The sequence below is a fragment of the Bradyrhizobium arachidis genome (assembly GCF_024758505.1).
GTDB lineage: Bacteria > Pseudomonadota > Alphaproteobacteria > Rhizobiales > Xanthobacteraceae > Bradyrhizobium > Bradyrhizobium manausense_C.
Window position 1 is genome coordinate 5,429,810 of sequence record NZ_CP077970.1, and the last position, 15,750, is coordinate 5,445,559.

Consider the following 15,750-nt stretch of genomic DNA (forward strand, 5'->3'; position numbering starts at 1 on the left):
CATATTGGGGGGAAGTCATGGTCGATGTGACGTCACAGCTTTCCGTGCAGACGGATGCGGCCGCAAAGCCGTCCGCGCGGCGATACTACGTGCTCGGGCTGCTCACTATCGTGTATGCCCTGAATTTCCTCGATCGCACCATCTTCAATGTGCTGATCGAGCCCATCAAGAAGGAGTTCGCACTCAGCGACACCATGATGGGCCTGCTCGCAGGCTTCGGCTTCGCGCTGTTCTATTCGCTGCTCGGCATTCCCATCGCGCGCATCGCCGACCGGCTGAACCGGCGCAACATCGTCGCGGTCGCCTTCGCCTTCTGGAGCGCGATGACGGCGCTGTGCGGCATGGCCACCAGCGTCACCTCGCTGGCGCTGGCGCGTATCGGCGTCGGCATCGGCGAATCCGCGGGCTCACCCGCCTCGCAATCGATCGTCGCCGACCTCTTCAACAAGAACGAGCGGCCGCGCGCGCTCGGCATCTACGCCATCGGCACCTACCTCGGCGTCTTCCTCGGCTATTTCATCGGCGGCTACGTCAACCAGCACTATGGCTGGCGGATGGCGTTCTACGTTGCGGGCCTCCCCGGCATCCTGCTCGCCATCGTGCTGTGGCTGACGATATCAGAGCCGAAGCGCGGCGCGATGCAGGAGACCTTTACGCCCGAGCCGCTCGGGCCGACGCTGCGCTTCCTGGCCTCGCAGCAGAGCTTCATCATCGTGCTGATCGGCTTTTGCCTGACGACCTACACCAACTACTCGACCGCGGCGTGGATTCCTCCGTTCCTCGCACGCGTGCACCATCTCTCCAGCGCCGAGATCGGCACCTATGCCGGCACCTTCAAGGGCCTCGCCGGCATGGCGGGGACGCTGCTCGGCGGCTTCGTGGTGGCTCATATCAGTCGCCGCGATGACCGCTGGAAGTTGTGGGCGCCCGCGATCACATCGGGCCTCGCCGGTCCCGTGTTTGCGCTGTGCATGTTGACGCAGGATTTTGCGACCATGGTGGCGATGCTGGCGCTGACCTCGTTCCTGGTCGGCTGCCATCTCGGGCCGATCTTCGCGATCGCCCAGACTGTGGCAAAGCCCAGCATGCGGGCACTCGCTTCCGCCCTCATCGCGCTCACCGCGACCTGCTTCGGCCAGGGCGTCGGCCCGCTCGTTGTCGGCATGATCAATGACGCGCTGAAGGGAACCTACGGGATCGAGGCGGTCCGCTATTCCCTGCTGTCGGCCGCCGTGACGTCCACCCTGGGCGCGCTCCTCTTCGTCTGGGCGGCCCGCACCATCCGGGACAATATTAACCGGGCAGCGGCCTAAATCACGCCCCGGGCCGGCCGGTTTCGGCCGGCCCGGAGCGAAATCAGGGAATCCGCCGAATGAAACCATTTTGCGGAACCCGCGAAACCATCCGGAAACAGATGGACCTTATGAAAAGAGCCAACAGACGGCGGCAAAGCCCGCCCGGAGGCTCAAATGAACCACTCCATTCACTCTGCTGACCGTGCGACGCACCTGAAGATCGTGGTGGTGGCGCTGGTGGCCGGCATCTTCGTGGCAGGCTTCGGGATCGCGGCGCGGACCAATGTCGATTACAGCCAGACCGCCCAGACCCACGTGATCAAGGCCGGAAAGCCTGTTGTCGTGACCAGTTCGGCGACCTCGGAAATCCGCTAACAAACCCATTTCCGGGCTGACAGATGGCCGCCTTAAGGCGGCCTTTTCGTTTTCCAGAGCAATGCTAGGCAGGCCGCCCGCTGCAAAGCGCAACGTCCTTGACTTCAACAGGCCCCGCCTTTAAGTCCCCCCTCGTTCCGCGCGCGTTCAGCAAGCCACGCGGGAGTAGCTCAGTTGGTTAGAGCGCCGGCCTGTCACGCCGGAGGTCGCGGGTTCGAGCCCCGTCTCTCGCGCCATTTTGGCAATCCCTTCATAGCCTTAGCCTAAAATCGAGCCCCCACCGTTTTTGCGGGGGCATTGGCGCGTCGAATTGGGCCACATAGGCAGCCCGGCCCCGAATCGTCTAGGCCTGCCCGATGCTTGGCCGGATTTCCGGAACTGTCCGCCGGATCCGCGGGATTGCCGGCGATTCGAGCAAGGAGGCCTGACATGGCGAAGAAGGCAGCGGCTCCGGCCACGATTACGCTCAGGCACCTCGCCGCCGACATCGCGGAGGGCCAGGATCTGTCCAAGAAACAGGCCGAGGCCATCCTCACCGATACGATCGACCTGATCGCAAAACATCTGAAGAAGGGCGACCGTGTCAGGATCGTCGGCCTCGGCATCCTCCAGGTGCGCAAGCGCGCCGCCCGCATGGGCCGGATTCCCTCGACCGGCGAGCCCATCCAAATCAAGGCCAGGAAGAAGGTCACCTTCCGCCCGGCCAAGGAACTCGCGGAAGCGATCTGACATCACGATTCATCAAGGTACGATCGAGCACCATTCCGGCACGCTGGCGCGGCCCCCGGAATGACGCTTTTCTGCTATATCGCAAGCTCACCTGATCCGGCGGTTTGAACTGAAATGTCCTCCCTCACCTTCTCGCATACCGTGACCGAACGCTTCCTGCGCTACGTCACCATCGACACCCAATCCGATCCCGAGTCGCCAAGCTCGCCCTCGACCGAGAAGCAAAAGGATCTCGGCCGCGTGCTTGTCACCGAGCTGAAGGCGATCGGCGTCGCAGACGCCCATCTCGACGAGTACGGCTACGTCTACGCGACGATCCCGGCCAACACCGACAAGAAGGTGCCGGTAATCTGCTTCTGCTCGCACATGGACACCTCGCCCGACGTCACCGGCAAGGACGTCAAACCGCAAGTCGTGAAGAACTACCGCGGCGGCGACATCACGCTATCAGCCGATCCGACGCAGGTGATCCGTTTCGCCGAGCATCCCGCGCTGAAAAACCAGATCGGCAACGACATCATCACCACCGACGGCACCACGCTGCTAGGAGCCGACAACAAGGCGGGCGTCGCCGAGATCATGGATGCCGCGCACTTCTTCATCAACAATCCGCAGGTAAAGCACGGCACCATCAAGATCCTCTTCACGCCCGACGAAGAGATCGGCCGCGGCGTCGACAACGTGGATATCAAGAAACTCGGCGCAGAGTTCGGCTACACCATGGACGGCGAGAGCGCCGGCAGTGTCGAGGACGAGACCTTTTCCGCCGACGGCGCCACCATCACCATCCAGGGCGTCAGCGCGCATCCCGGCTACGCCAAGGGCAAGATGGAGCATGCGATCAAGATCGCCGCCGCCATCGTCGAGCGACTCCCCAAGGAAGGCTGCTCACCCGAGACGACTTCGGGCAAGCAGGGTTTTCTGCATCCGATCGGCATCTCCGGCGCGCTGGAGCAGGCGACACTGTCCTTCATCGTGCGCGACTTCACCGAGGAGGGCCTGAAGGAGAAGGAGGCGCTGCTCGAGGACATCGTCAAGGACGTGATGAAGGACTTTCCGCGCTCGACCTACAAGTTCGAGGTCAGGGAGCAGTACCGCAACATGAAGCAGGTGATCGACCGTCACCCGCACGTCCTCGAATACGCCATCGAGGCGATCCGCCGCGCCGGGCTGCGCCCGATGCGCACCGCGATCCGCGGCGGCACTGACGGCTCGCGCCTCTCCTTCATGGGCCTGCCCTGCCCCAACATCTTTGCCGGCGAACATGCGTTTCATTCGCGACTGGAATGGGTGAGCCGGCAGGACATGGAAAAGGCCGTGCAGACCATCGTGCATCTGGCGATGATCTGGGAGGAACGGGCCTAGATCTCCGCGCAAGCTGATGTCCTATGTTAACGACACCGGCGCGGCGATCGTTCAAGGATGCGGTCGGGGCGGAACCTCCTGGACAGGAGAGCCGCGTGGATCGCAGAACGGCATGCCTCAACCAGGCAAGTGCATGTCGGAAGAAGGCGCTTGCCGATCCCGAACATCACGATCTCTGGATCGATGAAACCATCAAATGGCTGGAGCGGGCGCTGGAGGAGGCAAGCGTGTCAGGATCATCCTCGGCCCGGACGACAAGCTGTCCTAAACATTGGAAACAACCCCATGCACAGTAGCCGATGGCCGTCGGCACAATATCGTCTTTTGCGAATCCATGTGACGGATCAGGCACATCCGGGGCGTGGCGCCGCCCTCGCGTCTTAACCCCGGAAACTGCTGGCAAAATCGTGAAGCCGGCCGGTTTGCAGGTTCCCTCGCGCCATGCGACAAGCGGATATGCACCTGAAACGGTTCGCCAACGCTGTGGTGATGCTGCTGGTCGCGGCCGGGCTTCTGCTCGCGCCCCTGGCGGCACCGGTGTTGGCTGCGCCGGCTTCCGGCGCTACGGGCCACGACATGCGTGCGATGTCCACGGACACGCAGACGATGTCCGGCGACATGCAGGCGGACATGCCCTGCTGTCCGGACCAGCCCCAGAGCAAGGACTGTGGATCCTGTCCGTTCGTGGCGCTGTGCCTGCTGAGCGCCACCCTCCCCGCCCCGTCCGGTGCAGTCTCCCTGATCGAGCGCCACGCGCAGTACCGCGCATTCGCAGCGATCGACGATCTCCTCCTTGACGGGCTCGGCACCAAGCCGCCCGACCATCCTCCTCGAACCGACGTCTGACGGGCGCGTAAGCGCCTGATCGTCTCGCGCGTCGGAAGCGGCGCGCGTCGTTGCATGCCGCCTTGGCGGCAATCAGACCTATCGAGGACGACTTCCATGAGGACTTATCATTTTGCGCGCGTCGCGATGGCCGCGCTGATCGGGGCTGCGTTCGCAGGCGCCGCCTTGCCGGCCCATGCCGAAATCAAGAACTACGAATTCCAGCTCGTTCAGCCGACGGTCAAGGCCGGCGCCGACCGCATCGTCACCGTGCGCCTGGTCGACAAGACCACCGGCAAGGCGGTGCCCGACGCGGTGATCTTTGCCAGCCGGCTCGACATGGCCCCCGACGGCATGCAGGAGATGGCCACCAAGGTCACCGCGATGCCGGGCACCGAACCCGGGACCTATCGGTTCAAGGCGACATTCGGCATGGCCGGCCGCTGGCAGCTCTCGCTCGGCGCCAAGGTGCAGGGCGAAACCGGCACGGTCGAGAACAAGCTCGTCGTCACGGCCGAGAAATGAGCCGGCGCCGCCTCACCGGCACTGCTGCTGCGGTTCTCGCAGCGGCAGGTGTCGCGCTGTTCGCGGGGCTGCTGAGACAGCAGACCAGCGACGGCCCCATCGTATCCGCGGCGAACGCGGCGGATACGGCGGCCCCGATCTACTATCAGGACCCGGACGGCAAGCCGCTCTATTCGCTGACACCCAAGACGACCGAGGACGGCCGCGACTATCGCGCCGTGCCGGCCGGCGCGGACATAAGCTTTGACGAGCCCGAGCAGCCCGCGGAGATGGCGGCAGCCGAGACGAAGGTCGATCGCAGGATCAAATACTACCGCAACCCGATGGGCCTGCCGGACACCTCTCCGGTGCCGAAGAAGGACTCCATGGGGATGGACTACATTCCCGTCTACGAAGGCGAGGACAGCGACGACGGCATCGTGAAGCTGTCGCCGGGCAAGATCCAGCGCACGGGGGTGAAGTCAGAGCCGGTCGTGCGGCAGCCTGTCAGATCGGTCATCCGTGCGCCTGGGACCGTCAAGGAGGACGAGCGCCGCATCTCGGTCGTCGCCCTGCGCTTCGAGGGCTTCGTGGAGAGCGTCGCCAACGTCACGACAGGCGACCACGTCCACAAAGGACAACCGCTCCTGAACATCTACAGCCCGGCCCTCTCCAGCGCTGCTGCCGAATATCTGTCCGCCATCAACGCGGGCGTCACCGGAAAGGAATTGAAGGGCGCGCGTCGAAGGCTGGAGAATCTCGCGACGCCCGAGCAGGCCATCAGGGATCTCGAACGAACGCGCGACATCTCCCTCTCGATTCCCTGGCTCGCTCCGCAGGATGGCGAAATCCTCGAGCGAAACGCGGTGAATGGAATGCGGGCGGGACCCGGCGACGTTCTGTTCAGAATCGCCGACCACCGTCTGGTCTGGGTCCTCATCGACGTCGCCGAACGCGATCTGGCTCAGGTCGCCATCGGAACGAAAGTAACCGTCAGGCCGCGCGCGCTGGCCGGCCGGACCTTCGCCGGAGCCGTGGCGCTGATCTATCCGCATCTGAACGCACAGACCCGCACAGCGCGCATTCGTGTCGAAGTGCCCAATCCCGATGAAGCGCTGCGACCCGAGATGTACGTCGATGCCGAAATCGAGACCGGGACGCCAGGTCCGGTGCTCGCTGTTCCCGAAAGCGCCGTACTCGACAGTGGCACGCGCCAGGCGGTCCTGATCGACAAGGGCCAGGGCCGGTTCGAGCCGCGCGACGTCAAGCTCGGCCGTCGGGGTGGCGGCTATGTCGAGATCGCGGAAGGCCTCGCCGAGGGCGAAGCGGTCGTGACCTCGGCCAACTTCCTGATCGACGCCGAGAGCAATCTGAAGGCGGCACTGAAGGGGTTTGCCGAAGCTTCCGGCGACGAACCCATGGGAGCCAAGTCCTTGGGAGCCAAGTCCTTGGGAGCCAAGTCCTTGGGAGCCAAGCCATGATCGCCCGCATCATCGCCTGGTCGGCCCGCAACCTGCTGCTGGTGCTGTTCGGCACCGGCTTTGCCGCGGCGGCCGGTCTCTACGCGCTGGTCCATCTGCCGCTGGACGCCATCCCAGATCTCTCCGATACCCAGGTGATCGTCTATACCGAATATCCCGGACAGGCGCCGCAGGTCATCGAGGATCAGGTCACCTATCCCCTCACCACCGCAATGCTGACAGTGCCGAAATCGAAAGTCGTGCGCGGGTTCTCCTTCTTCGGCGTCTCTTTCGTCTACGTCATCTTCGAGGACGGCACCGACATCTACTGGGCGCGGTCGCGGGTGCTGGAGTTCCTCAACGGCGCGGCGTCGCGGCTGCCCGCCGGCGTGGCACCGACAATCGGCCCGGACGCGACCGGCGTCGGCTGGGTCTACCAATATGCGGTGATGTCCAAGGAGTTGAACCTTGCCGATACCAGAGCGATCCAGGACTGGAATCTGAAATTCGCGCTCGCCAAGGCGGGCGGCGTGGCCGAGGTCGCGAGCATCGGCGGCTTCGTCAAGCAGTACAACGTGATCCTCGATCCGCAGCGGATGCGCGATCTCGGCATCACCACGCAGAAGATGCGCGACGCCATCCGCGCAAGCAATGCCGACGTCGGCGGACGCACGGTCGAGCTCTCCGAGTTCGAATACGTCATCCGGGGCAAGGGCTACCTCAAGAGCATCAACGATCTCGGCAATGTCGTGCTGAAGACCGACAACGGCACACCGGTGCTGGTGCGCGACGTCGCTCGCGTCGAGCTCGGCCCCGACGAGCGCCGGGGCATCGCCGAGCTCGATGGCGAGGGCGAGGTGGCTGGCGGCATCGTGCTCCAGCGCCTCGGCATGAATGCGCTCGACGTGATCGAGAACGTCAAGAAGCGCTTCAAGGAGATCGCGACCAGCCTGCCGCAATCGGTCGAGATCGTCCCGGTCTACGACCGCTCGAACCTGATCAACGCCGCGATCGAGACCTTGCGGCACACGCTGCTCGAGGAAAGCGTCGTTGTCGCGCTCGTCTGCATCGTGTTCCTGCTTCACGTCCGCAGCGCGCTCGTCGCCATCCTGATGTTGCCGGTCGGCGTGCTGATGGCGTTCGGAGCGATGAAATTGCTCGGCATCGGCTCCAACATCATGAGCCTCGGCGGCATCGCGATTGCGATCGGCGCGATGATCGACGCCGCGATCGTCATGATCGAGAACGCGCACAAGCATCTCGAACGCGCCGAACCGGGAAAGTCGCGTATAGCGATCCTGATCGAGGCGGCATCGGAAGTCGGGCCGGCGCTATTCTTCAGCCTGCTGATCATCACCGTGTCGTTCATGCCAATCTTCACCCTGGAGCAGCAGGAAGGCCGGCTGTTCAGCCCGCTCGCCTTCACCAAGACCTTTGCGATGGCGGCAGCAGCGCTGCTGTCGGTCACGCTGGTTCCGGCTCTGATGGTGATCTTCGTCCGCGGCAAGATCGTTCCGGAGCACAAAAATCCGGTCAATCGCTTCCTGATCTGGATCTATCGACCCGTGATCAAGGGCGTGCTGCGCGCCAAGACTTTTGTGATCGTGCTTGCACTCGGCGTCCTCGCAATCTCGGTCTGGCCGGCGCGCCAGCTCGGTACCGAGTTCATGCCCAACCTCAACGAGGGCACGCTGTTGTACATGCCGACCACCCTGCCCGGCATTTCCGTGACCAAGGCAGCCGAGCTGATGCAGACCCAGGACCGGATCATCCGTTCGTTCCCCGAAGTCGCATCCGTCTATGGCAAGGCCGGACGCGCAGCGACCGCGACGGATCCGGCGCCCTCGGAAATGTTCGAAACCGTCGTCAATCTCAAGCCCAAAGAGCAATGGCGCGCGGGCGTGACGGTGGACAGCCTGATCGCGGAGATGGACAAGGCGCTGCAATTCCCCGGTGTCTCGAACGCCTGGACCATGCCGATCAAGGCGCGCATCGATATGCTCTCGACAGGCATCCGCACGCCTGTCGGCGTCAAGGTCATCGGCCCCGATCTCACCGGGATCGACAAGCTCGCCAGGCAAGTCGAGCAGGTGCTCAAAACCGTGCCCGGCACGTCGTCGGCCTATGCCGAGCGCAGCCTTGGCGGCTACTACCTCGAGATCACGCCAAACCGCGAAGCGCTGTCGCGCTATGGCATCATGGTGCAGGACGTGCAGGACACGATTGCCACTGCGCTGGGCGGGCAGACCGTGACCACCACCGTCGAAGGCCGGCAGCGCTTCGCCGTCAACATGCGCTACCCCCGCGATCTCCGCGACAATCCGAGGGCGATCGCCAGCGACATCCTGGTGCCGATGCCGGCCGGCGGCGCCGTTCCGCTGGGCGAAGTCGCCGATGTCGCGCCGGCGCGGGGGCCGACCTCGATCCGGACCGAGAACGGGCAACTGGCGACCTACATCTATGTCGACATCCGCGACCGCGATCTCGGCGGCTATGTCGCCGATGCGCAACGCGCGGTGCAGGCGAGCATCCAGTTTCCGCCGGGCTACTACGTGGTCTGGAGCGGACAATACGAATATCTGGAACGCGCGACCGCGCGGTTGAAGATCGTGGTGCCGGTGACGCTCCTGATCATATTTCTCCTGCTCTATCTCAACTTCCGCTCCGTGACGGAGACTATGATCGTCATGCTTTCGCTGCCATTCGCCCTCGTCGGCGGACTCTGGCTGATGTGGTGGCTGGGCTTCAACCTCTCGGTCGCCGTTGCGGTCGGCTTCATCGCGCTCGCCGGTGTTGCCGCCGAGACCGGCGTGGTGATGCTGATCTATCTCAACCAGGCGCTGGCGGCGGCAAGGACCCGCCGCGCCGCCGAAGGTCAGATGTTCACACGCAAGGACCTCTTCGACGCCATCATGGAAGGCGCCGTCGAGCGCGTGCGTCCGAAGATGATGACGGTGGTTGCGATCATGGCCGGCCTGTTGCCGATCATGTGGAGCACCGGCACCGGCTCGGAGATCATGCAGCGCATCGCGGTCCCCATGATCGGCGGCATGATCTCGTCGACGCTCCTGACGCTGATCGTCATCCCCGCCATTTTCGGCCTCGTGAATGGGATTGGATTGCGTCGAGACGACGCATCTGTCGGACAACAGCTTCCGGAGGCCGCCGAATGAAGCGACCTCGGATCGACTCCTATCCAGTCCTTGCGAGCCAGTCGCAATCGCTTAAGCGATCCTGCGACCTTGAGTTCCCCACACGTAACAATATTGCACGTCGACACCCTTCCCGCGTCCATGCTAGGCCTGCCGTAACGCAACAAGAGTGACGACGTGTTCGCCATCTGCCGGCCAAAGGGACTTGTCCACCTGCGCAATTGGCGCGGGCTTTTGGCTGCGTTCGTTGCGACGATGTATCTCCTGACCGGAACGCTGCACGGCATCTACGACGTCGACGTATCAGCTTCGTCCGGACCGTCGGAGATCGTCACGGTGATCGGCCCGGCGTCCGGGCATGCGGATCACAAGGCGCTCGCCGGCCATCACTGCCACGGCTGCTTCTCGGTCGCCATCGCGCAGGCCGTGCTTCCGGCAACGGCGGCAGAACTCCTGACCCAGCCCGCCTCGCCGCGTCTGCCGGCACTCGCGGGCATTGTGCCCGATACGGACTCCCCGCCCCCCAAATCTCTGACCTGAACGGATCAGCCGGGCGCTTCCTGCGCCCATGACGTTGTCCTTCACAGGTCGTTTCCATGTTTTGCAGGCGAACAGCCGCGCGCTTGGCGTGCGCAACGGCTATTCTCATCGGGCTCCATAGTGCGCCCGTGCACGCCCAGACCCTGACGATGCGCGCTGCGCTCACGCGCGCGCTGGCCGCGAGCCCGCGGTTGACCGCGGCCGAGCGCGATGTCGGCATCGCCACGGGCCAGCGCATCCAGGCGGGCGCGATGCTCAATCCCGAGCTCTCCTACGAGCAGGACAATTCCTTCGGCTCCGGAAACTATCGCGGCACCAGGTCGGCCGAGACCACGCTCCAGATCAGCCAGGGTTTTGAGCTGTTCGGCAAGCGCGAGGCGCGTATTGCCGCAGGCGAAGCCGGCATCGACGTCGCCGCGATCCAGCGCAAGGCGGTCAGGCTCGAGGTGCTGTCGGAGACCGCCATCGCCTTCCTCAGCGTGCTCGGGGCCCAGCGCCGCATCCAGATCCTCGACGAGCAGGTCACGGCGATCGATCGCCTGACGCCGCTGCTCCGCCGGCGCGTCGAGGCTGGCGCCTCCTCGCCGGCCGAGACCGGTCGCGCCGAGGTCGCCTCCGCGCTGGTCAAGGCCGACCGTGAGCGCCTCAAGGCGACGCTGGCGAGTGCCCGGCGCGAGCTCGCGGTGCTGATGGGCGACACCAATGCGAAGTTTGGCGAGGTCTCCGGGCGGCTCGACACCATCGGCCGGCCGCCTTCGTTCCAATCCGTCGTCGCCGCCATCGACGCCAATCCGCAACTGGTGCGTTGGACTGCCGTTTTCGCGCAGCGCAATGCCGAGCTGCTGCTGGCGCGCTTGAAACCCTATCCGGACGTGCGGATCGCCGCCGGCTGGCGCCACTTTAACGAAACCAATGACGACGCCGTCAGGCTGACCCTGTCGGTGCCGATCCCCGTCTTCGACCAGAACCAGGGCAACATCCTTTCCGCGCAGGAGAGCCTCGCCAAGACCAAAGCGGAGCGCGAGGCCAACCGCAACACGCTGATCGTGATCGCCGGCCGCGCCTACGACTCGCTTCAGGGTTCGCTGCGCGAGCTCGCCGTGTTGCGCGAGGTCGCGATTCCGAAGGCGCAGGAGGCGGCGGAGGCAATCTCCCAGGGCTACGGCCAGGGCCGCTTCACCCTGCTGGAGGTGCTGGACGCACAGGCCAGCGTCGCCCAGGCGCGGCTGCGCGAGCAGGAAGCGCTGCAAAATTTCCACGCCGCCATCGCCACCATCGAGGGCCTGGTCGGCAATCCCTTTACGCTGGCGCGGGAGAGCGCGCGATGAAGACCTCCTCCACCATCATCGCCGCGCTGGTTGCGGCCGGGCTCGGCGCCTACGGCTATGCGATGCTCGCCCCGGCCCGGGTCGAGAGCACCGTGCAAGCGGAGAAGAAGCCGGAGAAGCCCGCAAAGGAGCATGTCGAGCAGGACGAGCACGGCGCCGATCGCATCAGGATCAGCGACGTCAAGCTCGCGGCCGCCGGCGTCATTCTTGCGGAAGCCGCAGGCGCGACGCTGACCGACACGCTGTCCTTCAACGGCATGCTGCGCGCCAATCAGGAGGCCGTGGTGCAGGTGACGCCCCGCTTCCCCGGCATCGCAAAGTCGATCCTGAAGCGGATCGGTGACAAGGTCGCCAAGGACGATCTGCTCGCCTCGATCGAGAGCAACCAGAGCCTGACGGTCTACGACCTGAAGGCGCCGATCGGCGGCACCATCATCGAGCGCCAGATCTCGCTCGGCGAATACGCCTCCGAGCAGAAGCCGGCCTTCGTGGTGGCCGACCTCTCCACCATCTGGGTCGACCTGTCGATCTACCGCCAGGACCTGCGGCGCGTCCGGCTCGGCGACGAGGTGCTGATCGATCCCGACGACGGCCGCGGCGAAATCAAGGGCACGATCTCCTATGTCGCGCCGGTCGGCAGTAGCGAGACCCAGACCGCACTGGCGCGCGTCGTGCTGCCGAACACGGATGGTCGGCTGCGTCCCGGCCTGTTCGTCACTGCGCGGCTCGTGCTCGCGGCGCGCAACGTGCCGGTGGCCGTGCGCAAGGGCGCGATCCAGACGCTGGAGAACAAGACGGTCGTGTTCGTGCGAGAGGACGACGACAAGATCGAGGCCCGGCCGGTTGAGCTTGGCGATTCCGATCTGAAATTCGTGGAGATCCGCGCCGGCCTGTCGGTCGGCGAGCGCTACGTCGCCGAGAACAGTTTTGTCGTCAAGGCGGAGATGGGCAAGGGAGACGCCGATCATGATTGACGCGCTGCTCGCCTTCTCGATCCGTCAGCGCTGGCTGGTCGTGCTGCTGGCGCTCGCGGCCGGCGCATTCGGCGCCTGGAACTTCACGCGCCTTCCGATCGACGCGGTGCCAGACGTCACCAACGTCCAGGTGCAGATCAATACGCGCGCTCCGGGGTTGTCGCCGCTCGAGGCCGAGCAGCGCATCACTTTCCCGATCGAGACGGCGATGGGAGGTCTGCCGAAGCTCGATTACACGCGGTCGATCTCGCGCTACGGGCTGAGCCAGGTCACCGTCGTATTCCAGGACGGCACCGACATCTATTTTGCCCGCCAGCTCGTCAACGAACGCATCCAGCAGGCCCGCGACCTCTTACCCGCCGGCGTCGAGGTCGCGATGGGTCCGATCTCGACCGGCCTCGGCGAGATTTACGTCTACTCCGTCGAGGCGAAGGCCGGTGCGAAGTCGCCGAGCGGCGACGACTTTACGCCGACCGAGCTCCGAACGATCCAGGACTGGATCATCAAGCCGCAGCTCCGAACCGTTCCCGGCGTCATCGAGGTCAATTCGATCGGCGGCTTCGAGCGGCAATTCCATGTGCTGCCGATCCCAGAGCGACTGATGGCCTACAAGCTCGGCTTTCGCGACATCATGACGGCGCTCGCTGCCAACAATGCCAATGTCGGCGCCGGCTATATCGAGCGCAACGGCGAGCAATATCTGGTTCGCGCCCCCGGCCAGGTCGCCACCATCGCCGAGATCAAGGATATCGTCATCGGCTCACGTGGCGGCGTGCCCGTGCGCATCCGCGACGTCGCCGAGGTGCAGGAAGGCCAGGATCTGCGCACCGGCGCGGCATCAGCCAATGGCAGCGAAACCGTGCTCGGCACCGCCATGCTCCTGATCGGCGAGAACAGCCGCACCGTGGCCCAGCGCGTGTCGGCGCGGCTGAAGGACATCGCCAAGTCGCTGCCTGAGGGTGTCGTGGCAAAAGCGGTCTATGACCGTACCTATCTGGTCGAGGCGACGATCGCCACCGTCGCGAAGAATCTCGCCGAGGGCGCGGCCCTCGTGATCGCAGTGCTGTTCCTGATCCTTGGCAACTTCCGGGCCGCGCTGATCACGGCCTGCGTCATTCCGCTCTCGATGCTGCTGACGATATCGGGGATGGTGGAATCCAGGGTCAGTGCCAACCTGATGAGCCTGGGCGCGATCGATTTCGGCATCATCGTCGACGGTGCCGTGATCATCGTCGAAAACTGTCTGCGGCTGCTCGCAGTGGAACAGCACAGGCGCGGACGCCTGCTGTCACTGGAGGAACGGATCGAGACAATCCAGGCCGGTGCCAGCGAGGTCGTGCGTCCCAGCCTGTTCGGCACGCTCATCATCGCGGTGGTCTACCTGCCCGTGCTGACCCTGACCGGCACCGAGGGCAAGATGTTCACGCCGATGGCGCTCACGGTGCTGATGGCGCTCACGGGGGCGGCCCTGCTCTCGGTGACCTTCGTCCCAGCCGCGATCGCGATCCTGGTCAGCGGCAAGGTCTCGGAGAAGGAGAATATCTTCATGCGTGGAGCCAAGAGGCTCTACGTTCCCCTGCTCGACCGTGCCATCCGCTATCGCGCCAGCGTCGCGGTCGGTGCAGTCCTGATTGTGGCCGGAAGCATCCTCGCAGCCACAAGGATGGGCGGCGAATTCATCCCGAGCCTCGACGAAGGCGACGTCACCATCGAGACCATCCGGATCCCCGGAACCAGCCTGACCCAGAGTGTCGACATGCAGCTGCGGCTGGAAAAGGCCGTCGGGCAGGTGCCGGAGGTCGCGACAATCTTCTCCAAGATCGGCACCGCCGAGATTGCCAACGACCCGATGCCGCCCAACGTCGCCGACACCTATGTCACGCTCAAGCCGCGCGATGCGTGGCCGGACCCGGCGAAGGCGAAGCAGGAGGTCGTCGAAGACATCGAACGCGCCGCCAACACCCTGCCCGGCACGGCCTATGGCATGACCCAGCCGATCCAGATGCGGTTCAACGAGCTGATCGCAGGTATTCGCAGCGATGTCGGCGTCAAGATTTTTGGCGACGATCTCGACGTACTTGCCGGCGTTGCCCAGCAGGTTCACGGCGTCATTCGCGGAATCGAGGGCGCCGCGGATGTGAAGACGGAGCAGATCGCAGGCCTGCCGATCCTCACCGTCAAGCTCGACCGCCAGGCACTGTCGCGCTACGGTCTTAGCGTCGGCGAGGTGCAAAACCTCGTCGAGATCGCGATCGGCGGCAAGCCGGTCGGAAAGCTGTTCGAGGGCGATCGTCGCTTCGACATCGTGGTGCGCCTGCCGGAGAGCCTGCGTGCCAATCCGGATGCCATCAAGTCCCTGCCGATCCCACTGCCCCCTGGCGAGGATGCCGCGACGCCCACCAAGACAGCCTGGCCCGGAGCCTCCGGCACCGCGTTGCGCTACGTCCCGCTGTCCTCGGTCGCGAGTGTCGAGATCGCGCCGGGCCCCAACCAGATCAGCCGCGAGAATGGCAAGCGCCGCGTCGTCGTCATGGCCAATGTCAGGGGCCGCGACCTCCGCTCCTTCGTCACCGAAGCGCAGGACGCCGTCGCGCAGAAGGTCAAGCTGCCGCCGGGCTACTGGATCGGCTGGGGCGGACAGTTCGAGCAGCTCGTCTCCGCCACCAAGCGGCTCACCATCGTGGTGCCGGTGGCGCTGCTGCTGGTCTTCCTCCTGCTCTTCATGAGCATGGGATCGGCGGCGGATGCGCTGCTGGTGTTCTCGGGCGTGCCGCTGGCGCTGACCGGCGGCGTCGCGGCACTGCTGTTGCGCGGCATTCCCTTGTCGATCAGCGCCGGCGTCGGCTTCATCGCGCTGTCGGGCGTCGCCGTGCTCAACGGCCTCGTGATCATCGCCTTCATCGAACGTCTCCGCAGCGAAGGATACTCGGTCGCGGACGCCGTCCGCGAGGGCGCGCTGACCCGACTGCGCCCGGTGCTGATGACGGCGCTTGTTGCTTCCCTCGGCTTCGTGCCGATGGCGATCGCCACCGGCGCCGGCGCGGAGGTGCAACGGCCGCTCGCAACCGTCGTCATCGGCGGCATCATCTCCTCGACCATGCTGACGCTGCTGGTCCTGCCGGCGCTGTACGTTCTGTTCCGGAAAGATAAGGCCGTGACGGCGACGGCAGAGCGCCTACAATGACGCGGTGATTTGAAGGAGC

At 64.9% G+C, this 15,750-nt stretch carries 12 protein-coding genes and 1 tRNA gene; all 13 read left to right on the top strand.

Annotation, left to right across the window (positions count from 1 at the left end):
• Positions 1-17 precede the first annotated feature (17 nt).
• The 13 genes from KUF59_RS25150 (at position 18) to KUF59_RS25210 (ending at position 15,731) form a co-directional block, all read left to right on the top strand.
• A complete protein-coding gene (locus tag KUF59_RS25150; RefSeq protein WP_212460866.1) occupies positions 18-1,313 on the top strand; it encodes a spinster family MFS transporter in 1,296 nt (431 codons plus the stop codon).
• Between the two features lie 156 nt (positions 1,314-1,469).
• The gene (locus tag KUF59_RS25155; protein WP_212460867.1) at positions 1,470-1,670 is read left to right on the top strand and encodes a hypothetical protein; all 201 of its coding nucleotides are present in this window, start codon (positions 1,470-1,472) and stop codon (positions 1,668-1,670) included.
• A 159-nt stretch (positions 1,671-1,829) separates the two neighbouring features.
• Positions 1,830-1,906: transfer RNA gene (locus KUF59_RS25160), tRNA-Asp, on the top strand.
• A 193-nt stretch (positions 1,907-2,099) separates the two neighbouring features.
• Positions 2,100-2,399 (top strand): HU family DNA-binding protein, encoded by a 300-nt coding sequence (locus KUF59_RS25165; protein ID WP_212460868.1) that lies wholly within the window; start codon positions 2,100-2,102, stop codon positions 2,397-2,399.
• Positions 2,400-2,513: 114 nt separating this feature from the next.
• Positions 2,514-3,764: a peptidase T gene (gene pepT / locus KUF59_RS25170; RefSeq protein WP_212460869.1), complete on the top strand. Its 1,251-nt coding sequence runs from the start codon at positions 2,514-2,516 to the stop codon at positions 3,762-3,764.
• A 456-nt stretch (positions 3,765-4,220) separates the two neighbouring features.
• Complete coding sequence (locus tag KUF59_RS25175) at positions 4,221-4,610, top strand: hypothetical protein (RefSeq protein ID WP_212460870.1); 390 nt, start codon at positions 4,221-4,223, stop codon at positions 4,608-4,610.
• A 96-nt stretch (positions 4,611-4,706) separates the two neighbouring features.
• Positions 4,707-5,114, top strand: coding sequence for a FixH family protein (locus KUF59_RS25180; RefSeq protein ID WP_212460871.1), 408 nt, complete (start codon positions 4,707-4,709; stop codon positions 5,112-5,114).
• Positions 5,111-6,574 (top strand): efflux RND transporter periplasmic adaptor subunit, encoded by a 1,464-nt coding sequence (locus KUF59_RS25185; protein WP_212460872.1) that lies wholly within the window; start codon positions 5,111-5,113, stop codon positions 6,572-6,574. The genes KUF59_RS25180 and KUF59_RS25185 overlap by 4 nt, the downstream gene beginning before the upstream one ends.
• Positions 6,571-9,726: an efflux RND transporter permease subunit gene (locus KUF59_RS25190; protein ID WP_212460873.1), complete on the top strand. Its 3,156-nt coding sequence runs from the start codon at positions 6,571-6,573 to the stop codon at positions 9,724-9,726. Before KUF59_RS25185 ends, KUF59_RS25190 begins: the two co-directional genes overlap by 4 nt.
• 156 nt (positions 9,727-9,882) lie before the next feature.
• On the top strand, positions 9,883-10,245 hold the full coding sequence (locus KUF59_RS25195; protein WP_258767214.1) for a hypothetical protein: 363 nt from the start codon (positions 9,883-9,885) through the stop codon (positions 10,243-10,245).
• A gap of 56 nt (positions 10,246-10,301) precedes the next feature.
• Positions 10,302-11,573: a divalent metal ion exporter subunit IhpA gene (ihpA, locus tag KUF59_RS25200; RefSeq protein WP_258767215.1), complete on the top strand. Its 1,272-nt coding sequence runs from the start codon at positions 10,302-10,304 to the stop codon at positions 11,571-11,573.
• Positions 11,570-12,547 (top strand): divalent metal ion exporter adaptor subunit IhpB, encoded by a 978-nt coding sequence (gene ihpB / locus KUF59_RS25205; RefSeq protein ID WP_212460875.1) that lies wholly within the window; start codon positions 11,570-11,572, stop codon positions 12,545-12,547. Before ihpA ends, ihpB begins: the two co-directional genes overlap by 4 nt.
• Positions 12,540-15,731, top strand: a complete 3,192-nt coding sequence (locus KUF59_RS25210) for an efflux RND transporter permease subunit (protein ID WP_258767216.1) — start codon at positions 12,540-12,542, stop codon at positions 15,729-15,731. Before ihpB ends, KUF59_RS25210 begins: the two co-directional genes overlap by 8 nt.
• Positions 15,732-15,750: the final 19 nt, after the last annotated feature.

Excerpts from the sequence above, each read along its gene's own strand:
- KUF59_RS25150 (WP_212460866.1), top strand. The coding sequence starts at position 18 with ATGGTCGATGTGACGTCACAGCTTTCCGTGCAGACGGATGCGGCCGCA.
- KUF59_RS25155 (WP_212460867.1), top strand. The coding sequence starts at position 1,470 with ATGAACCACTCCATTCACTCTGCTGACCGTGCGACGCACCTGAAGATC.
- KUF59_RS25165 (WP_212460868.1), top strand. The coding sequence starts at position 2,100 with ATGGCGAAGAAGGCAGCGGCTCCGGCCACGATTACGCTCAGGCACCTC.
- pepT (WP_212460869.1), top strand. The coding sequence starts at position 2,514 with ATGTCCTCCCTCACCTTCTCGCATACCGTGACCGAACGCTTCCTGCGC.
- KUF59_RS25175 (WP_212460870.1), top strand. The coding sequence starts at position 4,221 with ATGCACCTGAAACGGTTCGCCAACGCTGTGGTGATGCTGCTGGTCGCG.
- KUF59_RS25180 (WP_212460871.1), top strand. The coding sequence starts at position 4,707 with ATGAGGACTTATCATTTTGCGCGCGTCGCGATGGCCGCGCTGATCGGG.
- KUF59_RS25185 (WP_212460872.1), top strand. The coding sequence starts at position 5,111 with ATGAGCCGGCGCCGCCTCACCGGCACTGCTGCTGCGGTTCTCGCAGCG.
- KUF59_RS25190 (WP_212460873.1), top strand. The coding sequence starts at position 6,571 with ATGATCGCCCGCATCATCGCCTGGTCGGCCCGCAACCTGCTGCTGGTG.
- ihpA (WP_258767215.1), top strand. The coding sequence starts at position 10,302 with ATGTTTTGCAGGCGAACAGCCGCGCGCTTGGCGTGCGCAACGGCTATT.
- ihpB (WP_212460875.1), top strand. The coding sequence starts at position 11,570 with ATGAAGACCTCCTCCACCATCATCGCCGCGCTGGTTGCGGCCGGGCTC.
- KUF59_RS25210 (WP_258767216.1), top strand. The coding sequence starts at position 12,540 with ATGATTGACGCGCTGCTCGCCTTCTCGATCCGTCAGCGCTGGCTGGTC.